Here is a 25,261-nt window from a genome sequence, read left to right as displayed (position 1 = left end):
GGAGAACTCTCCTCGTGACCCAAGCACCCGCGCACGACCTGAGCGCCGAACAGGCGGTCATCGGCGCCGCGCTCCTCGCCCCGAACGTGGTCGCCGATCTGGCCGGTACCCTCGCACCGGCCGACTTCTACCGACCCGTACACGGCCGGTTGTGGGAAGCGCTGTGCGCCATGCACGCCACCAGCCAGCCAGGCGACCCGATCGCCCTGGCCGCCCGCCTCGCCGAGTCCGGCGACCTCGGCAAGGTCGGCGGAGCGCCCTACCTGCACACGCTGATCCAGTCCGTCCCGACTGCCGCAAACGCCAGCCACTACGCCCGGATCGTTGTCGACCACGCCCGCCGCCGCCAGGTCGCTGATCTCGGCGCCTACATCGCCGAACGGGCCGGCACCGACACCGACGTTGCCGAAATCGTCGCCACCGGCCGCGCCATCCTCGACCAGGCCGCCGCAGGCTCGCAGTGGCCGCCACTCATCCCGCTCGGCGACCGGCGGCACCTCCCCGACTTCCCCGGCTACGTCCTGCCCGAGTGGGTCGCCGACATGGTGTACGGGGTCGCGGAGTTCACTCAAACCCCGGTCGACCTGGCCGGCTGCATCGCCCTGGCCGCCCTCTCCACCGCCGCCGGAGGCCGCGCCGAGGTAGAGGTACGCGGCTCATGGCGCGAACCAATGAACCTGTTCACGGTCGTCGTACTGCCTCCGGGGTCGCGAAAGTCGGCCGTGTTCGCCGCGATGACCGGGCCGCTCCTGGCCGCCGAGAAGGCGTTGGTGGAGCGAACCAAGCCCGCAATTGTGGAAGCCGAGCTGGCCGCCCGCGTCGCCGGTAAGACCGCAGAGAAGGCCGCGAACGCCGCAGCCAACGCCGATCAGTCCGGACGTGACACGCTGTTGGCGGAAGCGACCGCCGCCGCGATGAACGCCGACGCCGTGACCATCCCGGTACTGCCGCAACTCGTCGCCGATGACGTCACCAGCGAAGAAGCCGCCTCGCTGCTGGCCGAGCAGGGCGGACGCCTGGCCGTCCTCTCGCCGGAAGGCGGCATCTTCGCCACCATCGCCGGCCGCTACTCCGGAACCCCCAACCTCGAAGTGTTCCTGAAAGGCCACGCCGGAGACATGCTCCGGGTCAACCGGCGCTCACGCGCGCCGGAACACGTCGAGCACCCGGCACTCACACTCGGCCTGGCCGTACAGCCCGACGTGTTGCGCGATATCGCGGACATGCCGGGGTTTCGCGGCAAGGGTCTTCTGGCGCGAATCCTGTTCAGCCTGCCGGAAAACACCGTCGGTCGGCGCAAGATCGGCGCCGACCCGGTGCCGGAGCAGGTAGCCAGCACCTACACGGCCAACCTCGGCGCCCTGGTGATGACGCTCGCCGAGTGGACCGATCCGGCCGTACTGCCGCTCACCCCCGAGGCCAACGAGCGGGTGTTGGACATCGAACGCCAGGTAGAGCCGCGCCTTGCTCCCGGTGGTGCCTGGGGGCATGTCGTGGACTGGGGCAGCAAATACACCGGGGCCGTCGTCCGGCTGGCCGGACTCATCCACCTCGCCGAGCACCTACGCGACGGATGGGGAAAGCCGATCCAGGCCGAAACCGTCGAACGGGCCGCCCTGCTCGGCGACTACTTCGCCGCGCACGCGCTGGCCGCCTTCAACGACATGGGCGCCGACAAGAGCACCCGGTACGCCCGGCTCGTCCTGGCCTGGATCGAACGCACCGCCGCCACCACGTTCACGAAACGAGAGCTGTACCGGGGTGTGCGGAGCCAGATTCCGAGCGCCGCCGACCTCGACCCGGTGCTGTCGCTGCTGGAAATCCACGGCTACCTCCGGCAACTAAACCCGCCGGCCCGTACCGGCGCCGGCCGCCCTGCCTCGCCTTCCTTCCTGGTGCATCCCGAGGTCCACGGCAGCACCGGCGCCGTCCACGGGATGCCCGGCTCGGCCAGCCGGAGGCCAGCGTGAACCCGTGGCCAGAATGGCCAGAATGGCCAATATCCGGGGTCGACCAGGATTCTGGCCATTGTGGCCATTGTGTCCAGCCACCTAACCGGCCGGCGGAGAGGCAGCTAACCAGCCAGGCCGGGACCGGTTTTGGCCGTCGCCGGAGTGAAGCCGGGTTCACACAGGCTCTCGATCACCACGCCGCCGCTGCCGGAAACCAAGGTGTCGGAGTCCCACGCCAGCTCAACGTCATCGAGTCCTCGGTTACGAACCAACCAGTCGTAGTTCTGCAAGGCGATCCGCGTCTCTTCGGTCATGGCCGCGAGCGTATCGGCGCCGGCACCTACGTGCCACGGACCGAGTGGCTTCAGCCGTCCCGCCCAGCAACCCGTAGCCAGAGCGGCCTTACTCACCATCCCGGCCGACTTCGGAACGGCACTCTACTGCGATCTGAGCGGGCCGGCAGAAGCCCACCCCACGACCCGCACTCACCGACCCCTCGAAAGACCAGCCTGAGCCGAACGGCGCTCCACACGGCGATGAAGGCAGGCAACACGCGCTCCACCGCAAGACCGACTGGGGAGGAATCCGTGAGCACCGCCGACAACCGCGTCGTACTCACCATCGAAGAAGCCGCGCAGCGACTCGGCATTGGCCGAACCACCATGTACGCCCTCGTGATGAACGGCGAGATCCGCTCCGTCACCATCGGCCGACTTCGCCGCGTGCCCGTCCGCTGCCTGGACGAATACGTAACCACCCTGCTCGACCAGCCCATGACCCCGGCCGCCTGAGGGAGGCGTACATGCGACGGAAGCCCAACGGAGCATCCAGCATCTACCAGGGTGCCGATGGCTCGTGGCACGGACGGGTCACGGTCGGCACCAAGGACGACGGCACCCCGGACCGGCGACACGTACGCGGCAAGACCGAAGCGGCCGTGACCAAGAAGGTTCGCCAACTGGAACGGGACCGGGACAGCGGCACGGTTCGCAAGGCTGGGCAGCGCTGGACGGTGAAGACCTGGCTCACGCATTGGGTCGAGAACATCGCCGCTCCATCCGTACGGGAGAACACCATTGCCGGTTACCGCGTGGCCGTGAATCGGCATCTGATCCCCGGTCTCGGCGCCCATCGGATTGACCGGCTGGAGCCGGAACACCTGGAACGGTTCTACGCGCGGATGCAGGCAAACGGGAGCGCACCGGCTACCGCGCACCAGGCCCATCGAACCCTCCGAACGGCGCTCAACGAAGCAGTGCGCCGTGGTCACCTCACCCGCAATCCCGCCTCGCTGGCCAAGCCGCCACGCCTCTCCGACGACGAGATTGAGCCCTATTCGGTCGCTGAGGTACAGCGGCTCATGACAGCGGCAGCGTCACGACGGAACAGCGCCCGATGGGCAATCGCGCTTGCCCTCGGCCTCCGCCAGGGCGAAGCCCTCGGGTTGAAGTGGGCAGATGTCGACCTGGACGCCGGAACCCTCGTCGTACGCCGTGGTCGGCAACGCCCGAAGTGGCGGCACGGTTGCGCCGAACCGTGCGGCCGGAAGTACGGCGGACACTGCCCCGATCGGCAACCGACCCGCGCCGCTACCGCCGACACCAAGTCACGCGCCGGGCGCCGCAGCATCGGGCTGCCCGACGAGCTGGTGGCCCTGCTCCGGAAGCACCGCGACGAGCAGGACCAGGAGCGCCAGAACGCCGGACAGCTCTGGCACGACGGCGGTTGGTTGTTCGCCACGCCGACCGGTGAGCCGGTGAACCCACGGACCGACTATGACGAGTGGAAGCGGCTGCTCAAGCTGGCCGGACTCCGGGACGGCCGGCTGCACGATGCCCGGCACACGGCCGCCACGGTGCTGCTGATCCTCGGCGTGGCGGAGCGGGCCGTAATGGGCATCATGGGCTGGTCCAACTCCGCCATGGCCGTCCGCTACCAGCACTTGACGACACAGGTCCGCCGGGACATCGCGAAGCGGGTCGGCGGGTTGCTCTGGGATGCTCCGCCCGACGATGACGACCAGGGCGCCGCCGGGGTACGCGTATCGGCCGCCTGAGCGGCAACTGAGACCAAAACTGAGACCACAAGCCGAACGCCCGGCGGGTCGTTCCCGACCTGCCGGGCGTTTTGCCTGTTCAGTGGCGGTGGCGGCGGGATTTGAACCCGCGGAGGGCGTAAACCCTCACACGCTTTCGAGGCGTGCTCCTTAGGCCACTCGGACACACCACCGCCGAGAAGGGTACCCGACGCCGCCGGTCGACGTCGCGGCGGTATCCGCCGGACGGACCTGGCAGGATGACCTCACATGAGTACGCACATTGGCGCCAAGCCTGGCGAGATCGCCGAGCGGGTCCTGATGCCGGGCGACCCGCTGCGGGCCAAGTGGATCGCGGAGACCTACCTCGAGGACGCCAAGTGCTACTCGACGGTGCGCGGCATGCTCGGCTTCACCGGCCGCTGGTCCGGCATCGAGGTCTCGGTCCAGGGCTCCGGCATGGGGATGCCGTCCGCCTCCATCTACGCCCACGAGCTGATCAACGATTACGGCGTGAAGTCGCTGATCCGGGTCGGCTCGTGCGGCGCCCTCAGCGAGGACCTCCAGCTCCGGGACGTGATCGCGGCCAGCGGCTCGTCAACCGACTCGAACATGAACCGGATGCGCTTCGACGGGCTGATCGACTATGCCCCGGTCGCCGACTTCGGGCTGCTGCGTACCTCGGTCGAGGTGGCGCAGCGGCGCGGCATCGCGATGCGGGTCGGGCCGATCCTGGCCGCCGATGCCTTCTACACCGATCGTCCCGACCTCTACGACACGCTCGCCGACTACGGCGTGCTGGCGGTGGAGATGGAGTCGGCTGCGCTCTACACGATCGCGGCCCGGTTCAGGGCGAAGGCGTTGACGCTGCTGACCGTCAGCGACCACATCAAGCGGGGCGAGCAGACCACCGCCCACGAGCGCGAGCAGACCTTCGGCCAGATGGTCGAGATCGCCCTCGACACCGTCGTCGCCTGACCGACAACGTGCTGAGGGGCTGCTTCCTACGCAGAAAGCGATAGGAAGCAGCCCCTCAATACACCGTCACGGCGTGGCGAGTGCCTCGGTCGGGGCCAGTCGGGCGGCCCGGATCGCCGGGTAGAGCCCGGCGAAGGCGCCGATCAGCAGGGTCGCGCCGATCCCGCCGGCCATCGCCCAGCCCGGTACCACCGTCGGCCAGTCCCGGGACAGGGCGTAGCCGGCGGTCACCCCGATACCGATCAACACTCCGCCCACCCCGCCCAGTGCGGAGAGCAGCAGCGACTCGGCGAGGAACTGGGTGCGTACCTGGCCCCGGGTCGCGCCGAGCGAACGACGCAACCCGATCTCGGCCCGTCGTTCGAGTACCGAGATCACCATCGTGTTCGCCACTCCGACCCCGCCGACCAGCAGCGCGACCGCGCCGAGCCCGAGCAGCAGGCCGGTGAACGCCTCGTCGGTGGCCTGCTGTGCCTCCAGCGCGTCGGAGGGCCGGGACACCTTGACCTCGTTCGGCGCCTCCGGGTTCGCGGTGGCGCCCAGCACGGCCTGCACCGCCTCGACCGACTGCTCGGCCGAGCGGGTGTAGACGGTGGTCGGGTGCCCGTCGAAGCCGAGGTACGACGCCGCCGCCTCCCAGCCGAGCAGTGCGGAGAGGTCCAGTTCCGTCGCCAGCGGCACCGGGGCCAGGATCCCGACCACGGTGAACCACCGGCTGCCGAGATAGACCTGTACGTCCGGTCCGGCGCTACCGATGCCCAGCCGCTCGGCGGCAGTGGCTCCCAGCACGACGGCCGGGTAACGCGCTGTCGCCTCGTTCAGCCAGGTACCGCTGACCACCGTCGCCCCGACCGTGTCGAGCAGGTCCAGCCGGGCCGCCCTGGCGGCGATCCCGCCGCTCTCCACCTCCGGAATCCGGTCCGACCGGTAGACCCGGGCATCGGAGAGCATCCCGGTGGCGGAGACCTGCTGGACCGGCCCGATCCGGCCGATCATCGCGACCGACTCCTCCGGCAACTGCGCATCGTCGCCGAACATGGTGTTGCCGGGTCCGACGGTGAGCAGGTTGGTGCCGAGCGAGTCGAGCATCCGGTCCAGCTCCGCCCGGGAGGAGGACGAGATGCCGACCACCGCGACCATCGCGGCGATGCCGATCGCGATGCCCAGCGCGGAGAGGAACGCCCGCAGCGGCCGGGTACGCAGCCCGACGCCGCCGACCCGGAGGATGTCGCGGGGGCGCATCCTCGCCGGTACCAGCCGGGGCCGCGCCCCGCCGCCCGTCCCGGCCATCAGCCCGCCCCGTTCGACGAGATCGAGGAAATCGGCGCGATCGATGGGGTCGGCGCGATCGGGGCGATCGGCGGGAAGCCACCGCGGGTCGGCCGACCGCCCCCCGCGCTGTCCGACAGGACGAGGCCGTCGCGCATCTGCACCTGCCGGGGCAGGCTCGCGGCGATCTCCCGGTCGTGGGTGATGACGATCACCGTGGTGCCGGCCGCGTTCAGCTCCCGCAGCAACGCCAGCACCCCCGCCCCGGACGTGGAGTCGAGGTTGCCGGTCGGCTCGTCGGCCAGCAGCAGCGCCGGGTTGCCGACCACGGCGCGGGCGATCGCCACCCGCTGTCGTTCGCCGCCGGAGAGTTCGTGCGGCCGGTGGTCGAGCCGGTGCCCCAGCCCGACCCGGACCAGCGCGATCTCCGCGCGCCGCCGCCGCTCCCCGAGGGGTACGCCGGCGTAGAGCAGCCCGTCCGCCACGTTGTCCAGCACCGGTACGCCCGGAGCGAGGTGGAACTGCTGGAAGACGAAGCCGATCCGGGACGACCGTAACGCGGAGAGTTGCCGGTCCGACAGCTTCGCCACGTCGAACCCGTCGATGTGCACGGTGCCTGTCGACGGCCGGTCGAGGGTGCCGATCAGGTGCAGCATGGTCGACTTGCCGGACCCGGACGGCCCGACGATCGCCACCAGTTCGCCCGGCCGGACGGCGAGGGTGACCCCGCCGAGCGCGGTCACCCCGCCCGGATAGACCTTGGTGACCCGGTCCAGCACCACGACCCCGTCGGTGCCGGCCGGCGCATCGGCGAGCGCGGTCGCCCCGCCGGCCGTCCCGTCCCGGCCCACCGCCGTCCCATCCCGGCCCACCGCCGTCCCATCCCGGCCCACCGCCGTCCCGTGCCGGCTCACCGCCGTCCCGTCCCGGCTCACTTCGGCATCCCCACGGTCGCCCCCTCGACCAGCCCGTCGCCGGTCACCTCCACCCGACCGGAGGCGAAGAGCCCGGTCTGCACCGCCACGATCCGGGTCGCGTCCCCCTCGACAATTTCCACGCCGTAGCCGCCCTCGGCGAGGGCGAGCAGGGCGGCGACCGGGACGGTGAGGACGTCCTTCCGCTCGGCGGCGGTGAAGGCCACGTCGACCGAGGCGCTGTCGAAGCCGGCCAGCGCCTTCGGGTCGTCGGCGGTGACCATCACCTCGATCATGGTTTCCGACTCGTCCTGGCCGTTGGCGCCGCTGCTGGTCTCGATCACCGTCTCGGTGGCCGCGATGGTGCCGGGCACCGCCTTGCCGTCCGGCAACGTGACCGTGACCTTGGCGCCCCGCTTGGCCAGCCGCTGGTCGTCCACGTCCAGCGAGACGGTGACCACCCGGGACGTACCGCTGTAACTGATCACACCGGCCCCGGGCTGCACCGCGTCGCCGACCTCGACCTCGGTGCTGTCCACCCGTACCTCGCCGGTGGCGTAGACGACCTGGCCCAACTCCACCCGGCCGGTCTCGTCCAGCCCGAGGTCGTCCTGCCAGTCCCGCACCGCCTCGGCGGTGGCCGAGGTGTACTCGTCGTCGACGGTGAACCCGTCGTAGCCGAGCGCACTCAGGTTCTTCTCGAACTGTTCGACGTCGTCACCGCTGTCCCCGGACCGGAGCGTCCGGTACGCCGGCAGGCCGCCGTAGAGGAGTACGACCTTCTGGTTGTCGGCGGAGTAGAGCGGCTTGCCCCGGGTGACCCGGGAGCCGGCGGCGGCCAGCGAGGTGACGGTACCCGCCTTCCGGGCGGTGACCGTGCGCGTCTCGCCGTACCCCAGTTCACCGTCGGCGGTTTCCGAGTCGATGAGTGTCTGCCGGGTTACCTGGGCGTTCGCCGGTGGCAGGTGGCTGGCGGTGGCCGTACCCGGGTCGTCACCGCCGAATCCGACGGCGGCCGCCGCCCCGGCGGCGACCGCGAGCGCGGTGGCGGTGACCCCCGCCACCACCCGGCCCCGCCCGCGTCGGCGGCGCCGGCCCGGCCCGCCGCCGGCCGCCGGGACCGCCCCCGTGCCGTCGCCCGGCCCGGCGCCCGCCGGGGCCGGCTCCGTCAGGTCGCCGGTCGCAACCGACGCCGCACCGTCCCCGGCCGGCGCCGGCCCGCCAGAGGCCGGCCCGGCCCCCGACCCCGGGCCGTCCGGGGCCGGGCCGGTACCGGTCAGCGAGGTGCCTGCCGTCATTGGCCACCCCTGATCCGGACCGGGAAGTCACCCCGGCACTTCTCCATGGCGGCCTCGACCTTCGGGTCGTCCGGCTTGATCCCACTGCCCTGGCCGAGTTGCATGGTGCCGTCCGGCTGCGGGTCCGGGAAGTTCGGCACCCCGTTCTCCCGCATGCACTTCGCCATCTTGCGCACCTGCTCGACCTGCTCCGGGGTCAACTCCAACTGACCCCCGTTCGGCAGCAGATGGCGGCACTTCTCCATCGCCGCCTCCGCCTTGGCGGGATCGTCACCGGCCTTGCGCTGCATCCGGATCCCACCCTTGCCCGGCTCGGGATCCGGCATCTCCACCCCGTTCTCCCGCATGCACTTGGCGAACTCGAGGCGGCGGTCGTCGTTACTCATCGCGGCGGCGCTGGCACTGGCCGTAGGACCGGCACCTCCGCCGCCCTGGGCGCTGGCCACCCCCGGCCCCTCGTCGGCCTTGGCGCAGCCGGCGAGCGCCAGGCCGAGGACGGGGAGGGCCAACCAGAGGCCCGACATTCGTCGGCGCATGGCACAACTCCTTCCGTGGGCCGGCGCGGTTCGCCGGCCGATACGGACAAAGTCAAGTCGTCGGCCCGTATCCGGGGCGTAACCGTCGACGTTTACGGCGCCGTTATCCGCGACCGAGTCACCATGGAACGGTGCGGGTACTGGTGGTCGAGGACGAGAAGCTGTTGGCGGACGCCGTCGCCGAGTGGCTGCGCCGGGAAACGTTCGCGGTCGACGTCGTGTACGACGGCGACGCGGCCCTGGAACGGCTCGGCGTCAACGACTACGACGTGGTGGTGCTCGACCGGGACCTGCCGGTGGTGCACGGTGACGACGTGTGCCGGGCGATCGTCGAGGGCGGCGGCGCGACCCGGGTGCTGATGCTCACCGCCGCAGCCGCCGTACGCGACCGGGTGGCCGGGCTCGCCCTGGGTGCCGACGACTACCTGATCAAGCCGTTCGCGCTCGTCGAACTCTCCGCCCGGGTACACGCGCTGGTCCGGCGGGCCCGGCCCGCCGCACCGCCGAAGCTGACCCGGGCCGGTCTGGTGGTCGACCCGGCGCGGCACGAGGTCTACCGCGACGGCCGGTACGTCGCGCTCTCCCGCAAGGAGTTCGCGGTGCTCGCCGAGCTGATGCGGGCCGGTGGTGCGGTGGTCTCCGCCGAGGAACTGCTGGAGCGGGCCTGGGACGAGCACATCGACCCGTTCACCAACGTGGTCCGGGTGACAGTGATGAAGTTGCGCCGCAAGCTCGGCGATCCGCAGATCGTCGAGACCGTGCCGGGAGTGGGGTATCAGATCAGGTGAAACGACTCACGATCCGCGCCCGCCTGACCCTGGTCTACGGCGGCCTCTTCCTGCTCGCCGGGGTGGTGCTGCTGGCGGTCACCTATGTCCTGGTCTCCCAACAGATGCCCGCGACCTTCGGGGTCACGCTGAACCGTCCGCCCGCGCCGAAACTCGACCGGATCATCGACCCGGGTGACGCCGAACAGCTCCGGGTCTTCGCCCGGCAGGTGCAGGACGAGGCCCGGCAGAACGCCCTGGAGAGTCTGCTGACCCAGGGCGGCATCGCACTCGCCATCGTCTCGGCGACCGCCTTCGCCTTCGGCTGGCTGATCGCCGGCCGGGCGCTGCAACCGCTGCACCAGATCACCGGTACCGCCCGGCGGATCGCCGGAGCCGGCATCGCCGGTCGCGGGCTGCACGAGCGGATCGTGCTGGACGGCCCGCGGGACGAGGTCAGGGAACTCGCCGACACCTTCAACCTGATGCTGGAACGGCTGGACCAGTCCTTCGACGGGCAGCGGCGGTTCGTCGCCAACGCCTCGCACGAGCTGCGTACGCCGCTGGCGCTGAACCGGTCACTGCTGGAACTCGCGATCACCCGGCCCGGGGCGCCGGCCGAGTTGCGGCAGCTCGGCGAGACGCTGCTGGCGGTCAACGAACGGCACGAGCGGCTCATCGACGGGCTGCTCACCCTCGCCGACTCGGAGCAGCAGGTGGTGGACCGTAGCTCGATCGACCTGGCCGAGGTGGTCGGGCACGTCGCCGAGCAACTCGGCACGGAGCTGCCGGTGTACCGGCAGTTGGCTCCGGCGCGTACCACCGGGGATCCGGTGCTGCTGGAACGCTTGACCCAGAACCTGCTGGAGAACGCGCTGCGGCACAACGTCCCGGCCGGCGGCCAGGTCTGGGTCAGCACCGGCACCGTCGACGGCTGGGCGAGCCTGGTGGTGGCGAACACCGGCCCGGTGGTGCCGGGGTACGAGGTCGAGACGATGTTCCAGCCGTTCCGCCGGCTGCGCCAGGAGCGGGTCGGCGGCGGCCGGGGCTTCGGGCTCGGGCTGTCGATCGTCCGGGCGGTCGCCGGCGCGCACGGCGGTTCGGTCCGAGCCGAGCCCCGGCACGGCGGTGGCCTGGTCGTCACGGTACTGCTGCCGGCCGAGACGTCGGTACGGGCCGAAGCGGAGCACGCCCCGCCAGCCCAGCCCGGACACCCCGGGCCGACTCGCCCGGAGCAGGTCCCGCCGGCGGTGGCAGCACCGGTGAGGTGATTCTCCACAGCTCCGGCGAGAGTTATCCACAGGGATGTGCACAACTCTCGCCGGAGCTGTGGAAAACTCTCGGACGCTTCGAGCGTCGGCTGGTCGGTCGGTCGGTCGGTCGGTCGGTTCGAGTGTCGGCGATTCGAGTGTCGACGATTCGAGCGGCGGCGATTCGAGCGGCGGGCGGATCAGCGGAAGAAGGACCGCAGGGCGGCGGCACACTCGGCGCCGAGGACACCCCCGTACACCTCCGGACGGTGGTTGAGCCGCCGGTCGCGTACGACGTCCCAGAGCGAGCCCACCGCACCGGTCTTCGGCTCCCAGGCGCCGAAGACGAGGGTGGAGATCCGGGCCAGCACCAGCGCACCGGCGCACATCGTGCACGGTTCCAGGGTCACCACCAGGGTGCAACCGGTCAGTCGCCAGGCGCCGACCGTCCGGGCGGCCCGGCGCAGGGCCAGGATCTCGGCGTGCGCGGTCGGGTCGCCGGTCAACTCCCGCTCGTTGCGGGCGCTCGACAACTCCGTACCGTCGGGACCGTAGACGACCGCACCGACCGGGACGTCGTCGGCCGGCAGCTCGGCGGACGGCGTCCGGGAGACCTCGAGGGCCCGCCGCATCCACGCCTCGTGCCGGTGCCGGCGCCCGGCGAGCGGCTGGCCCGGCAGGTCCGGCTCGCCCGGGGTTCGGCCCGCTGGTCCGGTCACGCCTCGCGGAGTTCCTCGACCTCGTTGGCGCAGCCGATGATCTGGCACACCTCGGCGGTCACGTCTGCCGGCAGCATCCCCTCGTGCGCGCAGAGCGCCAGCAGGCGATGGGCCGAGATGCCGAGATCGGCGAGAAGGTCGGCATCACCTACCGGATCGGCGTCCGGGTCGACGGTCGGCTCGTTCTCGTCGTCGTCGGCCGCCCCGGCCGCCCGCTCCACCGGCTCGACGACGTCGTCGATGTCCAGGGCCGGAGCCTTGATGTCACCGACGAGCAGGGCCCCGAGCCGCGACTCCTCGGCGAACGCCGAGTCCGAACCGAAGACCCGCAGGTCGTCGCCCTCGTCGAGACGCATGACGGCCAGGTAGGCGTCGTCGGACTCGACGAACAGCAGGGAGATCTCGGCGTCCGGGTCGACGTCGCGGAGCAGCTCGGCGACCTCGTCGATGTCACCCGCACCGTTAAGATCAACTTCTGTCGCGGCCCAGCCGGACGGGCGGCGCACCACCGCCGCGGCGAAGTACGACACGGTCCCCCCAAGTTACCCAGCGGCCCCCGGCCGCACGTCACGCCGACCTCCGGTGCACAGCCGGCTCTCTGTCACGCGTGACGGTATCCGGTCGTATCCAGCCGAGCCCACGCAACGCCCCGAAGGAGGGGCGGGGGAAAATCGAGGTGGGCCAGGGCTGCCGAATCAGTTCGCCGGGCCGACCGGCTGGGCGGACCCACTGGCGACGGGTAGCGGTGAACTCAGTTCGCCAGGCGGCGACGGGTGGCGATCAGTTCGCGCAGGCGGTCGACGCGGGCACGGCGGGGATGCTCCCGCTCCCGCACCGACTTCGCCCCGGCGAGCTCGGCGAGGAGCTGCAACCGGCGACGGCTGCGTTCAGGGTCGAGCCGATGCTCTGTCCAGGCCATACCGCCGAGAGTGCCGAGTCCGGCCCGGTTCGTCAAGGCCGGTAGCGTTCCGCAACAGGCCCTTAACTCCACGGAGCCGTCGTGAACGATCCTCGACCGGGCCGCACCGGGACACGGCACCGTTTTTCACCACAACGGCCAGTCGCCACTCGTGTACCAGCGGGTCAGCAGAGCCGCTGTGGCAATCGTCCAGCCCACGGCGGTGGTCAGGGCGACGCCCAGGCCGGCACCCCGGTTGCCCCGCACCGTCAGCAGCAGTGCGGTCAGCCAGGCCGTCCCGCCGGCCAGCAGGGTCCACAACACGTACCCGCGCAGGTCGTGCCCGAGCAGGCCGAAGGCGAGCAGCCAGGCGGCGGCGGAGGCGGCACCCGCGGTGACGGCCCCGGGACGTACCGGATGCGGCTCCCGGTAGGTCGGGTGGGTGTGCGCGGGCGGCGGGCTGGCCGGGAAGAGCCCGGACGGGCTGTGCCCGAAGGGTCGCGGCTGCCACGTCGGCGGCCGGGGCTCGACACCCGGCGACGGCGGGGCGCGGAACGGCATCCCGGGTGGGACCAGCATGCCGGGTTGCAGCACACCCGGCTGGGGCGGCTGGCCGGGCTGGGGCGGCTGGCCGGGCTGGGGCGGCTGGCCGGGCTGGGGCGGCTGGCCGGGCGCATTCGGCTGGCCGGGCTGCGGCGATCCGGGGGGCGCCAGGCCGGGCCCGGGTTGCGGTCCCGGCTGTTCCGCCACGATCCCGCTCCCTCCCACCCGGGCACATCGGTCCGGGTACCCACCACGGGCGCCGCCCGACCCCGGTGATCCAGCCGGCCGGATGGTCCACCCGCCCCGCAGCCTACCCGCCGACTCCGCCGACCCAACGGTTCGCGAGCTTCCGCAGGCGCTCCGGGCCGGCGGGCTCGGGGCGGGTCTGCCACTATGACCGAATGCCATGGGGAGGATCAGCGGAACCGGGCCGGATCGGCCGGCGACGGGCGTACCCGGTCGCCGTCCTGCTGGTGACGGTGACCGCGCTTGCAGCCGGTTGCGCCGACACCCGACAGCCGAGCGGCGCGCCGGCCTTCGAGCCGATGGACACCTCGGCCACGTCGAGCCCGTCCGCCGAGGGCGGTACGCCGACCGCCGTGCCGACGCCGACGCCGACCGTCAGCGCGAAGCCGAGCAGGTCGCCGTCGAAGAAGCCCGGCACCCCACCGCCGGCGACCGGCGGCAGGTACGTCTTCCCGGTGCAGACGGGGAACGTCGCCTACCATCCGACCCACTCGGCGTACCCGGCCACCGACATCTTCGCCAACTGCGGCTCGCCGGTGGTCGCCGTGACGAGCGGCCGGGTCCTCGAGGTGAGCCGGGTCGACCGGTACAGCAAGTCCGGGCCGCAGGGGCCGGACAACGGCGGCAAGTCGGTCTCGCTGCTCGGCGACGACGGCGTCCGCTACTACGGCTCCCACCTGACAAACGTGACCGGTGGCATCGAGGCGGGCGTCCGGGTGCGCGCCGGGCAGCAGGTCGGCACGGTGGGCAAGACGGGCAACGCCAACAACGTCTGCCATCTGCACTTCGGCATCTCGCCGCCGTGCCAGAAGACCGCCGACTGGTGGATCCGGCGCGGCGTGGTCTGGCCGGCGTCGTTCCTGGACGCCTGGCGGAAGAAGCGGAACACGTCACCGGCCGCCAAGGTGCGGGACTGGCGGGCCGACAACGGCTGTCCGAAGGCGCCGTAGTCGCGGCGCACCGCCAGGACGGCGACCGGGTACGCCCGTCGCCGGCCGAGCCTGTTCGGCCGGCTGGATCCGGTGTGCGAGAGTTCCGGACGTGGACGTCGCGGTGATCGGGCTCGGACTCATCGGCGGCTCGGTGCTGCGGGCACTGGCCTCGACGGGTCACGCGGTGCTCGGCTACGACGCCGACCCGGCGACCAGGGCCACCGCCCGGACCGCCGCCGCACAGGCGCCGGCGGCACACCGCTGGCAGGTCGCCCGGACGGTACGCGACGCGGTGGCCGGCGCCGAACTGGTGGTGGTCGCCGTACCGCTGCCGGCGGTGGCCGGGGTGCTCGACGAGATCGCCGGATCCGGCTACACCGGACTGGTCACCGACGTCACCTCGGTCAAGGAGCCGGTGCGCCGCCTGGTGGAGCGGCACCTGGTCGGCCGGCACCCGCACGGCGGTACCGACCGGCGGGCCGGTTTCGTCGGCGGGCACCCGATGGCGGGCCGGGAGACCTCCGGCTTCGGTGCCGCCGATCCGGCCCTGTTCACCGGCTGTGCCTGGGTGCTCTGCCTCGAACCGGGCACGACCTCGACGGACGACTGGTTGACCCTGGCCGCGGTGCTGACCGGCCTCGGCGCCCGGGTGGTGCCGGCGGTGGCCGCCGAGCACGACCGGGCGGTGGCCGCCGTCAGTCACGTACCCCATCTGCTGGCCAGCGCGGTCGCGGCGGTCGCCGCCGCCGATCCGCTGGCCGGCACCCTGGCCGCCGGCTCGTTCCGGGACGGCACCCGGGTCGCGGCGACCCGCCCGGACCTGGTGGCGGCGATGTGCGGCGGCAACGCGGCGGCGGTCGGGCCGGCGCTGGACGCGGTACTGCGGGAACTGGACGGTGCCCGCGCGGCGCTCGGCGCGGCGGACCCGATCGGCGCGCTGCGCGACTGGCTGGCGCCCGGCTCGGCGGCCCGGCGGGCCTGGCCGCCCCGGGCGGGCGGCTCGGTCGAGTTGCCGGCCCGGCCCGACGCGCTGCTCGGGCTCGGTCGGGCCGGTGGCTGGGTGACCCGGGTCGCCGGGGACCGGCGTACGGTCACCGCCGTCAGACCCGCTCCCCCCGATCCAGCCTGATCACCCGCCGCTCGGTGACGATCGCCGTGACCAGCTCGTACGGGGTCACGTCGAAGGCCGGGTTCACCGCGTCCACGGTCCCGCCCTCGCCGGCCGGCCGGCCGTCGTGTCGCGCCGCCGCGTGGCCGTACGACAGCACCTCGTCGGCGCCCCGGTCCTCGATCTCGACCTGCGCACCGTCGGCGGTCTCCGGGTCGACTGTCGACTCCGGCGCGACGACCACGAACGGGATGCCGGCCCGGCGGGCGCCGAGCGCGTGCGCGTACGTGCCGATCTTGTTGATCACGTCGCCGTTGGCGCAGATCCGGTCGGCGCCGAGTACCACCCCGTCGACCTCGCCCCGGGCCATCAGGAACGGACCCGCCCCGTCCACCGCCACCCGGTACGGCACGCCGGCCCGGCCCAGTTCCCAGGCGGTCAGCCGGGCACCCTGCAACAGCGGCCGGGTCTCGCTGGCCAGTACGCCGCCGAGGGCGTCCCGGCGGTGCAGTTCGAGTACCGCGCCGAGGGCGGTGCCGCCGACCACCGCCGCCAGCGCGCCGGTGTTGCAGTGGGTGAGCAGTCGGGGGCGTGCCCCGCAGAGTTCGGCCAGCAGGTCGGCGCCGAGGTTGGCCATCGCGGCCGAGGCGGCGATCTCCTCGTCCCGGACCGCCAGCGCCTCGGCGAGTACCGCGTCGGCGCCCTCCGGCAGCCGGGCGGCGGCCCGGCGTACGCCCCGGGCCAGGTTCACCGCCGTCGGCCGCGCGTGCTCCAGCCGGCGTACCGCGGCCGTGGCGTCGCCCGCCCGGTACGCGGCGAGCGCGACCCCGAGCGCACCGGCCACGCCGAGCGCCGGAGCCCCGCGTACGGCGAGCCGCCGGATCGCCGCGACCAGTTCGTCGACGGTGTCCAGCCGGAGCACGGTGAGCCGGCCCGGCAGGGCGGTCTGGTCGATCAGTTCGACGGCACCGTCAACCCAGTCGATCGTGCGCATGGCCGCCAGGGTACGGCCGCGTCCCGTTGCCGGCGAGCCCCTGACCACGCCCGGAACGCCCGAGCCGGCGACCGCCGCCCGGAACGCCCGAGCCGGCGACCGCCGCCCGGAACGCCCGAGCCGGCGACCGCCGCCCGGGACGGCCGGGCCGGGTCAGCTCTCGCCGAACGACCGCAGCGCCTCCAGCAGGGTGTCGCGGCTCTTCTTCTCCAGCAGTTCGCTGCTCCACGCCTCCTGCAAGGCCAGCCGGCGGCCGTCGTGCAGCACGAGTTCGGCCTTCAACGGCACCTGTTTGCGGATGGTGACACCGGCGACCTCCTCGAACGGCAGGAACTGGTGCCGGCCGGCCAGTTCGGCGACCGGGGTGGAGCTGACCAGTTCACGCAGCCGCTTCGTACCCTTGTCGGCCTTGCCGGGGTTGCCGATCAGCACCAGCCCGCGGTCGAGCATCAGCACGTCGTGCTCGACGCCGTCGACCTTGATGTTGGCGAGCCCGGCGAGCAGCCGGGCGCCGTTGGCGGTGGCCCGGCGCTGCACCACCCGGCCGTGCGTGGGGTCGATGCCGAGTGCGGTGAGCCGGGCGACCGCCTCGGGCAGGGTCTGCGCCGAGACGGCCAGTTCGGCGATCGCGGCGAACGAGATCGGCCCACCGTCCCGTCCGACCAGCCTGGCCGGCTCGGACCACGAGTGCTGCCACCAGGCCGCCTGCGCGGTGACCGCCGCGCTCTGCAACAGCGTCTCCATCGGCTCGGCGAACCTGCGGGCCGCCTCGGGGCGGTCGGCGTCCGGGAAGAACTGCTCGGCGAACTCGCCCAACCGCCCCGCCTGGACCACGTCGAACAGCACCGGCAGGCCCGGCTCGGGCGCCCCGGTGAACCGGCCGAGGGCCCGGAAGACGGCGTCGGTCTGCCGCTGGACGCCGGCCGCGACCATCGCGTGGGTGAACTGCGGCCAGGGCAGCACCTGCCGGTCGCCGACGTCGACGACCCGGTCCTGGAGCCGCCGGCCGAGCGCGGCGATCTGCGGAAGGAGCGCGTAGCCGGGCCGGTTGTCGGCGGGTCGGGGTACGTCGGGGGCGGTGGCGATCACCGAGATCCGCTCCGGGATCGGCGGGTGGGTGTCCCAGCGTGATCCGGTGCCGTCCGGCTCGTTGCCGCGCAGTTCAGCCAGTTCCGCCTGCCTGGCGCCGAGCAGGGCGTGGAAGCCGCCGAAGAGGTCGTCGGGGACGAACCCGGCCTCCCATCCGGGGTGCACGTACCGCTGGAAGTAGAAGCCCCAGGCCGCGTCGAGGACCGGCAACTCGCGCAGTGCGGAGGCGGCGGCGGCCCGCCCGGCGACCTGCACGGAGGCGCGGTCGGCCTCCAGTTCCTGCCGCCGCGAGGCGGCGTTGTCGACAAGCAGGTAGAGCCGGGCGTAGCCCTTGAACACCCAGCCGACCGGGTTGCCCGGACCGATCCGGTTGATGGTGCCGCCGAGGGCGAGCCGGCCCCGGTACGCCACCGCGCCGAGCCGGGTGTGCCGCCCCGAGTAGTGCCCCAGCTCGTGTGCGAGTACCGAGCGGACCTGGTCGACGCTCATCGCCTGGAGCAGGGGCAGTCCGATGTAGAGGATGCGCCGGCCGCTGATCAGGCCGAGCAGTTTGGCGTCCTCGGTGACCGCCGCGTTGACCTCGGGCAGCAGCCGGATCTCGTCCGGCACCCTTGTGCCGACCACGCCGGCCAGCTCGTGCACCGTACGCCACAGCTCCGGGGCCTGGTCCGGGCCGACCGGTAGCCCTTCCGGCGGCTCCGGCCTGGCCCGGACGGCCTTCCAGAGCGCGACCGAGACGGCGCCGACCGTGGCCACGAAGAGTGGAAAGACGATCTTCAGTGCGAGTACGCCGTTGAGTACCGACGTGAGCCAGATGCCCAGGGCCACCGCGCCGCCGAACTGGGCCAGCGCGACGACGTAGAACCCGGCGAGCATCAACACCGACGCCAGCGCCCGGAAAGTGGCGACCACCTTCTGTCCTCCCCCGTTGAGATGCGTCCCGCCCGGACGTGTGCTACGCGGGCGGCGGCGGACGGACACTACGACGAGCGCCGAAGCCCGGCAACCCCGTTCCGCCGCCCCGCCGAGAGGCAGCACCGCCCCGCTGAGAGGCAGCACCGCCCTGACGAGAGGCAGCACCGCCCCGCCGAGAGGCAGAACCGCCCTGCCGGGTAAGAAACAGTGGGTTCACTGGCTAACCTGATCGGCATGACCGGACGGGACCCCCTCGCCGATTTGCGCCGAATCGCCTTCCTGCTGGAGCGGGCGAACGAGGCCACCTTCCGGGTCAGGGCGTTCCGGTCGGCCGCCAAGGTCCTGGCCGAGCTGCCCGCCGAGGAGCTGGCGAGCCGGGCCGCGGCGGGCACCCTCACCGAACTTCCCGGGGTCGGCGACGTGACCGCCCGGACCGTCGCCGAGTCGCTGCGCGGCGAGGAGCCGGTCTATCTGCGCCGGCTGCTCGCCACCGAGGGGCTCGACCTGGGCGAGGAGGCCGCCGCGTTGCGGGCGGCACTGCGCGGCGACTGTCACAGCCACTCCGACTGGTCGGACGGCGGCTCGCCGATCGAGGAGATGGCGCTCGCCGCCGTCGAGCTGGGGCACGAATATCTGGTACTCACCGACCACTCGCCGCGGCTGACCGTGGCCCGGGGGCTGACCGCCGCCCGGTTGCGCCGGCAGCTCGACTACGTCGCGGCGGTGAACGACGCGCTGCCGGAGGGCTTCCGGATCCTCACCGGGATCGAGGTGGACATCCTCGACGACGGCTCGCTGGACCAGGACGAGGAGCTGCTGGCCCGGCTGGACGTGGTGGTCGGCTCGGTGCACAGCAACCTGCGGGACCCGAAGGCCCGGATGACCCGGCGGATGCTGGCCGCGGTCGCCAACCCGCACCTGGACATCCTCGGCCACTGCACCGGGCGGATGGTCTCGTCCCGGCCACCCGGGGTGACCGGTCCCGGCGACCGTGGGCACCGGGCGCGTACCCGGCCGCCGAGCGAGTTCGACGCCGAGGCGGTCTTCGCCGCGTGTGCCGAGTACGACAAGGCTGTCGAGATCAACTCTCGGCCGGAGCGGCAGGACCCGCCGAAGCGGCTGCTCCGGCTGGCCGTGGAGGCGGGCTGCCGGTTCGCCGTCGACACCGACGCGCACGCCCCGGGCCAGCTCGACTGGCAGCGGTTCGGCTGCGAGCGGGCCGTGCTGTGCGGCGTACCGGCGGAGCGGGTGGTGAACACCTGGTCGGCCGGTGAGCTGCTGGACTGGACCGCCTCACACCCGGGCTGAGCCGGCCAACTCGGGCGGGATCACACCCGGGCTGAGCCGGCCAACTCGGGCGGCATCCCGGCCGGTACGGCGGGACGCCGCCGCCGGCCGAACAGCCCCTGCGAGACCGCCACCCCGGCCAGTACGATCGCCGCGCCGACCGGCTGGTACCAGGCCAGGTGCTCGCCGAGCGCGAGTACTCCGATCAGCACCGCGAAGACCGGGATGACGTAGGTGACCATCGACGCCGTACTCGCGCCGGCCAGCCGGATGTTGCGCATGTTGATCACGAATGCGAGGCCGGTGCCGAGCGCGCCCAGGGCCAGCACGCTGGCGATCACGTCGACGGAGAGCCGGGTCGGCACCGGCGGGGCGCCGGCGATCAGCGGGGCGGCGATGCCGAGCTGTGCCGTCGCCATCACCAGCTGTGCGGCGGAGATCGCCAGCCCGGACTCGGCCCGGCCGGCGACGAACCGCTTCTGGTAAGGGATCGACACCCCGTAGCAGGCCGCTGCCCCGAGGCACATCAGCTGGCCGGTGAACTCGGCGCCGCCGAGTCCCTGCCACACCCCCAGCACCACCAGCACGCCGGCGAAGCCGAGGCCGAGCCCGATGCCCCGGCGGGCGGTCATCCGTTCGGTGCGGAACACCAGCACCGCCAGCGGCAGTACCAGCAGTGGGGTGGTCGCGTTCCAGATGCCGGCGAGCATCGAGGAGACCCGCTGCTCGCCGTAGCCGAAGAGGGTGAACGGCAGGGCCACCCCGACGGCGGCCAGGACTGCGGTGTGCAGCCAGAGCACCGGATCGCGGGGCAGCCGGTCGCGGAGCACCGCGAGCACCACCAGCAGGGTGATCGCGCCGGTGCCGACCCGGCCGAGGGTGACGTGGACCGGGTGCAGCTCCCGGATGCCGACCTTGATGAACAGGAAGCTCGATCCCCAGATGGCGGCGAGCGCGATGAAGCCCGGCAGCCAGGAGCGGAGAGCAGCCTTGTCAGGGGTGGTAGCCGTTGTCACCCCTGACACTCTGGTCCAGGGGTGCGACATTGTCCCGCGATTTCCCGCACCTCGTGTCCAGCGCCACAGATCCCGGACAATGGGTTGGTACCGTCGACCGCGTCGAGGAGGTGACCCATGGCCATGCCGGCACAGTTCGATCCGCTGGTGGACTTCGACGGCATGTGGACAACCCAGCTCGCCGACCGCTATCTTCCGCTGCCGGAACTGCCTACCGCACGTTACGAGTGCATCAACGGAAGGTTAGTGATGACCCCGGCAGAAGTCGGTGCCAACAGCTACGGAGAAATGTCGCTCGCCCACCTGCTTCGACCCGCCGCGCGGGCGGCCGGATTCTACGTCTACGGCCCGGTGAACCTCACCTTCGAGTTGCGGCAGTGGATCCAACCGGACGTCACGATCCTGCACGCGCTGCCGCAGACCGACGAGGAGGACAAGTGGGTGCCGGTGCGGCTCTGCACCATGGCGGTCGAGTTCGTCTCGCAGGGCAGCCGGAAGCAGGACTTCGTCGACAAGCCGAAACGGTGTGCCGAGGGCGGCGTCCCGTACTTCATGCGGGTGGAGATCGTCCGCCGGCTCCGGCACGCCGCCGTCGAGCTGTTCAGCCTGACCGACGGCGAATACCGGCGCACCGCCGAGGCGGTCTGCGGGCAGCGGCTCCGGGCCGGCGAGCCCTTCGAGATCGACTTCGACCCGCGCGAGCTGCTGCCCTGACCGCCTGTCGTCCGGCGGCACCGCCGCGCCGGTAACGCGGGTGAGCGAAGCCGCCGACATCCCGTAGGGTCGTCGGCGTGGGACGAATCAACGAGTTGGCCGACCGCTACGTCGACGACTGGGCCCGGCTCAATCCCGTCGGCGCGACCTACGTCGGCATCGGGGGGTACGACGACCAGCTCGGCGACCTCTCGCCGGACGGCTTCGCCGGCCAGGCCGAACTGACCCGGCGGACGCTCACCGCACTCGAGGCCACCGAGCCGGACTCCGAGGCGGAACGGACCGCCAAGGAGGCGATGCAGGAGCGGCTGGGCCTGGAACTCGCCCGGTACGAGGCGGGCGAGACGACAAGTGAGCTGAACGTCATCGCCAGCGGGCTGCACGATCTGCGGCAGGTCTTCGACCTGATGCCGGCCGAGGGTGCCGAGGCGGTCGGCAACATCGCCGCCCGGCTGGGCAAGTTCGCCGGGGCGCTGGAGTCCTACAAGACGACGCTGCGTACCGCCGCCCAGGCCGGGCACGTCAGCTCCCGGGTGCAGATCGTCGAGGTCGCCAAGCAGTGCGACATCTGGACCGACCCGGACGGCGACAACTTCTTCCACTCCCTGGTCGAGCGGCTGGAGGCCGAGCCCGCGCTCGCCGCCGACCTGCGCCGGGGTGCCGCCGCGGCCACCGCCGCCACCGCCGCCTTCGGGCACTTCCTGCGCGACGAACTCGCCCCGCTGGGCCGGGAGAAGCAGGCCGCCGGGCGGGACCGCTACGAACTCGCCTCGCAGTACTTCCTCGGCGCCCGGGTCGACCTCGCGGAGACGTACGCGTGGGGGTTCGAGGAGCTCGCCCGGCTGGAGGCCGAGATGCGCACGGTGGCGGCGGAGATCGCCGGTCCGGGCGCCGACATCGACGCGGCGGCGGCCGCGCTGGACGCCGACCCGGCCCGCCGGATCCAGGGCAAGGAGGCGTTCCGGGACTGGATGCAGGCGCTGGCCGACAAGGCGATCGCCGAGCTGCACGGCACGCACTTCGACATCCCGGAGCAGGTACGCCGGATCGAGTGCTGCCTCGCGCCGACGAGCGACGGCGCCATCTACTACACCGGCCCGAGCGAGGACTTCTCCCGGCCGGGTCGGATGTGGTGGGCGGTGCCGCAGGGCATCACCGAGTTCTCCACCTGGCGCGAGGTGACCACCGTCTTCCACGAGGGCGTGCCGGGGCACCACCTCCAGGTGGCACAGACCCAGGTCCGGGCCGACCTGCTCAACCGCTGGCAACGGCTGCTCTGCTGGACCTCGGGGCACGGCGAGGGTTGGGCGCTCTACTCCGAGCGGCTGATGGACGAGCTGGGCTACCTCGCCGACCCCGGCGACAAGCTCGGCATGCTTGACGGGCAGGCGTTCCGGGCCGCCCGGGTGATCGTGGACATCGGCATGCACCTGGAGCTGGAGATCCCCCGGGACAACCCGTTCGGCTTCCACCCGGGGCAGCGGTGGACTCCCGAGCTGGGCTGGGAGTTCATGCGGGCGCACTGCCGGGTGCCGGACGAGAACCTGCGCTTCGAACTGAACCGCTATCTGGGCTGGCCGGGTCAGGCGCCGTCGTACAAGGTCGGCGAGCGGATCTGGATGCAGGCCCGGGAGGAGGCGAAGGCCCGCAAGGGTGCCGCCTTCGACCTCAAGGAGTTCCACCGGGCCGCGCTCGACCTCGGCTCGCTCGGCCTGGACCCGCTGCGCTCCGCGCTCGCCCGGATCTAGGCTCCTGCTCCGGGGCGGTCGCCCCGTCGACCCGGACAACGGTCCCCACCTGTGCCGACACAGGTGGGGACCGTTTGCCGTTCCGTCCGTGCCCGGCCTTGGTGCTCCGGGTCCGTACTCGTTTCCGTGCTCAGCACGGATGTCGGTACCGGCTCCGGCGGCGAGGCTGGTTGCCGTACCCGAACGAGCTTCCGAGGGGGTGGACCGATGGGTGCCGGAACGTTGGCCGAGGCGTACCACCGCTTCCACAGCACCGGACCGGAGTGGGGCGAACACCAACTGAGCAACCACGGCCCGATGGCGGTGGAGGTGCTGGTCCGGCGCGGACGGGGGACCGAGGTGCACCGCTGGGTCGACCGGTACGCCCGTCGGCTGGACGACCTGCCGTCGGCGGGTGACCGGATCGGCGACGACAACTGGGCCGAGGCGCTGGGCGACGGGCGGCGGGTCGCGGACTGGGCATCGTACTTCGCCGAACTCGTCGCCGAGCGGCCGTGGCGGGAGGTACTGGGTACCTGGTGGCCACGGTTGCTGCCCGGTATCGCCGCCGGTACGACGCACGGGGTGATCCGGGTCGGGCACGTCGTACGGACCCTGCTGGCCGGTCCGGAGAGCGGTGTGGCGGTCACCGAACTCACGCACGGGCTGGCGTTCTGGGCCGCCCGGTCCACCGCCCTGCCGCCCGCGGACGAGCCGGTCGGCCGGCTCGAACCCGGTGGCGCCCTGGACCTGGTGCCACGCATTCCGGAGCAGCAGGGCGGGGTGGCGGCCCGGCTCGACCAGGTGGCCCGGCTCGACGGCTGGCCCCGGTCGGTCGGCGCGCTGCGTCCGGCCACCGATCCCGAGGATGCCCGCGCCCGGCTGACCGACCTGGTCACGGCGGCGACCCTGCGGTACCTCCGGCACGGGCACGGCCATCCGGTGCTCCTGGTGCACACGGCGACCGCGCCCAACGCCGTGCTACAGGCGCTGCCCGCCCTGCCGACGCGGCTGTGGGCGCCGAGCCTGTCGGCGGTCTGGGCGGCCACCGCGGCGGTCTTCGCCGGGTACGCCCCCACCGAGCCGGCACCCGACTCGGCACTGCCGACCGCCCCGGCCTGGCCCGACGCGCTGGCCGAGGTACTCGACCGGGCGGTCGCGCACGGTGACGAGCACGTCATCAAGTTCGCCGACACGGCAGCGGACGTCCACGCCCGGACCGGACATCCGGACGCGCTGGCGGCGGCCCTGCACGCCGCCGATCTGATCAAGATGCCCGACTAGCGACGCACCGTCGCACGACTTCCCGACAACACACCAAAGAGTTTCCACAGCACGCCAGAGGATTCGGAAGGACCAGGAACATGTCCGAGGCAACCAGCACCACCACCCGACCCGACACGAACCGGAAGGTCATCGCGTCGACCTTCGTCTCCCTGGACGGGGTCATCGGCAACCCGCACCTGTGGTCGTTGCCCTACATGGGTTCCGACGGCCAGCGGTACGCCCTCGACCAACTCTTCGCCAGCGACGCGCTGCTGCTCGGCCGCGCCACCTACGACGGGTTCGCCCAGGCCTGGCCGAACATGCCGTCGGACGGGACCGGCTTCGCCGACCGGATGAACACGATGGCCAAGTACGTGGTCTCCACGACGCTGGAGAAGGCGGAGTGGCAGAACTCGACGATCATCAGCGGAAACGTCGCCGAGGAGGTCGCCGCCCTGAAGCGACAGCCGGGCCAGGACATCCTGGTCTACGGCTTCGGCCAGCTCGCGCACACCCTGCTGGAGCACGGCCTCCTGGACGAGGTGCGGTTCTGGCTGACTCCGGTCCTGGTCGGCAGTGGACGCGGTGAGCAGGACGGCGACCTGCTCTTCCGGGAGACCGCCAGCATGCCGCTGGAGTTCGCCGGGCAGCGGGTGCTCGACTCCGGCGTGGTCATCCTCAGCTACCGGCCGACCGGCTCCGAGCAGGGCTGAGCCTCCGCCGGTGGTGCCGGCCCTCGCTCCGCTCCGGCGTGGCGAGGGCCGGCACCGGTATTCATGCCCGGGCTCGGGGACGTGCTCACGCCCCG

Annotated in this window: 25 protein-coding genes, 1 tRNA gene and 1 pseudogene; 14 read left to right on the top strand and 13 right to left on the bottom strand. The window is 72.3% G+C overall.

Going from position 1 to position 25,261, the window contains the following annotated elements:
- The first annotated feature begins 14 nt into the window (after positions 1-14).
- Positions 15-1,970 carry a DUF3987 domain-containing protein gene (locus ACN28A_RS15420; protein WP_421395969.1) on the top strand — a complete coding sequence of 652 codons (1,956 nt, stop codon included), beginning with the start codon at positions 15-17 and terminating at the stop codon, positions 1,968-1,970.
- Between the two features lie 104 nt (positions 1,971-2,074).
- Here the strand turns inward: ACN28A_RS15420 and ACN28A_RS15415 are convergent, their stop codons facing one another.
- Positions 2,075-2,266 carry a hypothetical protein gene (locus ACN28A_RS15415; protein WP_421395968.1) on the bottom strand — a complete coding sequence of 64 codons (192 nt, stop codon included), beginning with the start codon at positions 2,264-2,266 and terminating at the stop codon, positions 2,075-2,077.
- A 273-nt stretch (positions 2,267-2,539) separates the two neighbouring features.
- Here ACN28A_RS15415 and ACN28A_RS15410 point away from each other — a divergent pair, with 273 nt between their 5' ends.
- Complete coding sequence (locus tag ACN28A_RS15410) at positions 2,540-2,743, top strand: helix-turn-helix domain-containing protein (RefSeq protein WP_421395966.1); 204 nt, start codon at positions 2,540-2,542, stop codon at positions 2,741-2,743.
- A gap of 11 nt (positions 2,744-2,754) precedes the next feature.
- Positions 2,755-4,008: a tyrosine-type recombinase/integrase gene (locus ACN28A_RS15405; RefSeq protein WP_421395965.1), complete on the top strand. Its 1,254-nt coding sequence runs from the start codon at positions 2,755-2,757 to the stop codon at positions 4,006-4,008.
- Positions 4,009-4,091: 83 nt separating this feature from the next.
- Here ACN28A_RS15405 and ACN28A_RS15400 read toward each other — a convergent pair.
- A tRNA-Ser gene (locus ACN28A_RS15400) sits at positions 4,092-4,181 on the bottom strand.
- 76 nt (positions 4,182-4,257) lie between these two features.
- On the opposite strand from ACN28A_RS15400, the gene deoD reads away from it, so the two are divergent.
- The gene (gene deoD, locus ACN28A_RS15395) at positions 4,258-4,965 is read left to right on the top strand and encodes a purine-nucleoside phosphorylase (RefSeq protein ID WP_421395964.1); all 708 of its coding nucleotides are present in this window, start codon (positions 4,258-4,260) and stop codon (positions 4,963-4,965) included.
- 66 nt (positions 4,966-5,031) lie between these two features.
- On the opposite strand, the gene ACN28A_RS15390 is transcribed toward deoD, so the two are convergent.
- From ACN28A_RS15390 to ACN28A_RS15375, 4 genes and pseudogenes are all read right to left on the bottom strand, one after another.
- Complete coding sequence (locus ACN28A_RS15390) at positions 5,032-6,255, bottom strand: ABC transporter permease (RefSeq protein WP_421395963.1); 1,224 nt, start codon at positions 6,253-6,255, stop codon at positions 5,032-5,034.
- A 116-nt stretch (positions 6,256-6,371) separates the two neighbouring features.
- Positions 6,372-7,016 (bottom strand): annotated as a pseudogene (locus ACN28A_RS15385) (ABC transporter ATP-binding protein); the annotation flags it as partial.
- Positions 7,017-7,165: 149 nt separating this feature from the next.
- Positions 7,166-8,446, bottom strand: coding sequence for an efflux RND transporter periplasmic adaptor subunit (locus tag ACN28A_RS15380; protein ID WP_421395962.1), 1,281 nt, complete (start codon positions 8,444-8,446; stop codon positions 7,166-7,168).
- Complete coding sequence (locus tag ACN28A_RS15375; RefSeq protein ID WP_421395961.1) at positions 8,443-8,982, bottom strand: hypothetical protein; 540 nt, start codon at positions 8,980-8,982, stop codon at positions 8,443-8,445. The genes ACN28A_RS15380 and ACN28A_RS15375 overlap by 4 nt, the downstream gene beginning before the upstream one ends.
- Before the next feature lie 131 nt (positions 8,983-9,113).
- Here ACN28A_RS15375 and ACN28A_RS15370 point away from each other — a divergent pair, with 131 nt between their 5' ends.
- Positions 9,114-9,770: a response regulator transcription factor gene (locus ACN28A_RS15370; RefSeq protein WP_421395959.1), complete on the top strand. Its 657-nt coding sequence runs from the start codon at positions 9,114-9,116 to the stop codon at positions 9,768-9,770.
- Positions 9,767-11,020 (top strand): sensor histidine kinase, encoded by a 1,254-nt coding sequence (locus ACN28A_RS15365; RefSeq protein ID WP_421395957.1) that lies wholly within the window; start codon positions 9,767-9,769, stop codon positions 11,018-11,020. The genes ACN28A_RS15370 and ACN28A_RS15365 overlap by 4 nt, the downstream gene beginning before the upstream one ends.
- A 179-nt stretch (positions 11,021-11,199) precedes the next feature.
- Here the strand turns inward: ACN28A_RS15365 and ACN28A_RS15360 are convergent, their stop codons facing one another.
- The 4 genes from ACN28A_RS15360 to ACN28A_RS15345 all read right to left on the bottom strand — a co-directional run bounded on the left by ACN28A_RS15360 (position 11,200) and on the right by ACN28A_RS15345 (position 13,195).
- On the bottom strand, positions 11,200-11,679 hold the full coding sequence (locus tag ACN28A_RS15360; RefSeq protein ID WP_421404406.1) for a nucleoside deaminase: 480 nt from the start codon (positions 11,677-11,679) through the stop codon (positions 11,200-11,202).
- Between the two features lie 35 nt (positions 11,680-11,714).
- Positions 11,715-12,248 carry a tRNA adenosine deaminase-associated protein gene (locus ACN28A_RS15355; RefSeq protein ID WP_421395956.1) on the bottom strand — a complete coding sequence of 178 codons (534 nt, stop codon included), beginning with the start codon at positions 12,246-12,248 and terminating at the stop codon, positions 11,715-11,717.
- Positions 12,249-12,469: 221 nt separating this feature from the next.
- On the bottom strand, positions 12,470-12,637 hold the full coding sequence (locus ACN28A_RS15350) for a hypothetical protein (RefSeq protein WP_165436896.1): 168 nt from the start codon (positions 12,635-12,637) through the stop codon (positions 12,470-12,472).
- A gap of 126 nt (positions 12,638-12,763) precedes the next feature.
- On the bottom strand, positions 12,764-13,195 hold the full coding sequence (locus ACN28A_RS15345) for a hypothetical protein (protein WP_421395954.1): 432 nt from the start codon (positions 13,193-13,195) through the stop codon (positions 12,764-12,766).
- A 6-nt stretch (positions 13,196-13,201) separates the two neighbouring features.
- On the opposite strand from ACN28A_RS15345, the gene ACN28A_RS15340 reads away from it, so the two are divergent.
- From ACN28A_RS15340 to ACN28A_RS15330, 3 genes are all read left to right on the top strand, one after another.
- Positions 13,202-13,435: a hypothetical protein gene (locus tag ACN28A_RS15340; protein ID WP_421395953.1), complete on the top strand. Its 234-nt coding sequence runs from the start codon at positions 13,202-13,204 to the stop codon at positions 13,433-13,435.
- A 125-nt stretch (positions 13,436-13,560) separates the two neighbouring features.
- On the top strand, positions 13,561-14,355 hold the full coding sequence (locus tag ACN28A_RS15335) for a M23 family metallopeptidase (protein WP_421395951.1): 795 nt from the start codon (positions 13,561-13,563) through the stop codon (positions 14,353-14,355).
- Between the two features lie 91 nt (positions 14,356-14,446).
- The gene (locus ACN28A_RS15330; protein ID WP_421395949.1) at positions 14,447-15,466 is read left to right on the top strand and encodes a prephenate dehydrogenase/arogenate dehydrogenase family protein; all 1,020 of its coding nucleotides are present in this window, start codon (positions 14,447-14,449) and stop codon (positions 15,464-15,466) included.
- On the opposite strand, the gene mtnA is transcribed toward ACN28A_RS15330, so the two are convergent.
- Both mtnA and ACN28A_RS15320 read right to left on the bottom strand, forming a co-directional pair.
- Positions 15,438-16,439: an S-methyl-5-thioribose-1-phosphate isomerase gene (gene mtnA / locus ACN28A_RS15325; protein WP_421395948.1), complete on the bottom strand. Its 1,002-nt coding sequence runs from the start codon at positions 16,437-16,439 to the stop codon at positions 15,438-15,440. The two genes, ACN28A_RS15330 and mtnA, sit on opposite strands and share 29 nt — an antisense overlap.
- A gap of 153 nt (positions 16,440-16,592) precedes the next feature.
- A complete protein-coding gene (locus tag ACN28A_RS15320; protein ID WP_421395946.1) occupies positions 16,593-18,440 on the bottom strand; it encodes a M48 family metalloprotease in 1,848 nt (615 codons plus the stop codon).
- Positions 18,441-18,677: 237 nt separating this feature from the next.
- Between ACN28A_RS15320 and ACN28A_RS15315 the strand changes: the two genes are divergently transcribed.
- A complete protein-coding gene (locus ACN28A_RS15315; RefSeq protein WP_421395944.1) occupies positions 18,678-19,751 on the top strand; it encodes a PHP domain-containing protein in 1,074 nt (357 codons plus the stop codon).
- A 20-nt stretch (positions 19,752-19,771) separates the two neighbouring features.
- Here the strand turns inward: ACN28A_RS15315 and ACN28A_RS15310 are convergent, their stop codons facing one another.
- Positions 19,772-20,776, bottom strand: coding sequence for a DMT family transporter (locus tag ACN28A_RS15310; RefSeq protein ID WP_421395942.1), 1,005 nt, complete (start codon positions 20,774-20,776; stop codon positions 19,772-19,774).
- Between the two features lie 87 nt (positions 20,777-20,863).
- Between ACN28A_RS15310 and ACN28A_RS15305 the strand changes: the two genes are divergently transcribed.
- From ACN28A_RS15305 to ACN28A_RS15290, 4 genes are all read left to right on the top strand, one after another.
- Positions 20,864-21,460 carry a Uma2 family endonuclease gene (locus ACN28A_RS15305; RefSeq protein ID WP_421395940.1) on the top strand — a complete coding sequence of 199 codons (597 nt, stop codon included), beginning with the start codon at positions 20,864-20,866 and terminating at the stop codon, positions 21,458-21,460.
- A 77-nt stretch (positions 21,461-21,537) separates the two neighbouring features.
- Positions 21,538-23,208, top strand: coding sequence for a DUF885 domain-containing protein (locus tag ACN28A_RS15300; protein WP_421395939.1), 1,671 nt, complete (start codon positions 21,538-21,540; stop codon positions 23,206-23,208).
- 207 nt (positions 23,209-23,415) lie between these two features.
- Positions 23,416-24,471 carry a hypothetical protein gene (locus ACN28A_RS15295; RefSeq protein WP_421395937.1) on the top strand — a complete coding sequence of 352 codons (1,056 nt, stop codon included), beginning with the start codon at positions 23,416-23,418 and terminating at the stop codon, positions 24,469-24,471.
- Positions 24,472-24,551: 80 nt separating this feature from the next.
- Positions 24,552-25,166, top strand: a complete 615-nt coding sequence (locus ACN28A_RS15290; protein WP_421395936.1) for a dihydrofolate reductase family protein — start codon at positions 24,552-24,554, stop codon at positions 25,164-25,166.
- Positions 25,167-25,261: the final 95 nt, after the last annotated feature.

The sequence above is a fragment of the Plantactinospora sp. WMMB782 genome, assembly GCF_049179135.1.
GTDB lineage: Bacteria > Actinomycetota > Actinomycetes > Mycobacteriales > Micromonosporaceae > Plantactinospora.
This window is presented reverse-complemented; position numbering and strand designations above follow the sequence as displayed.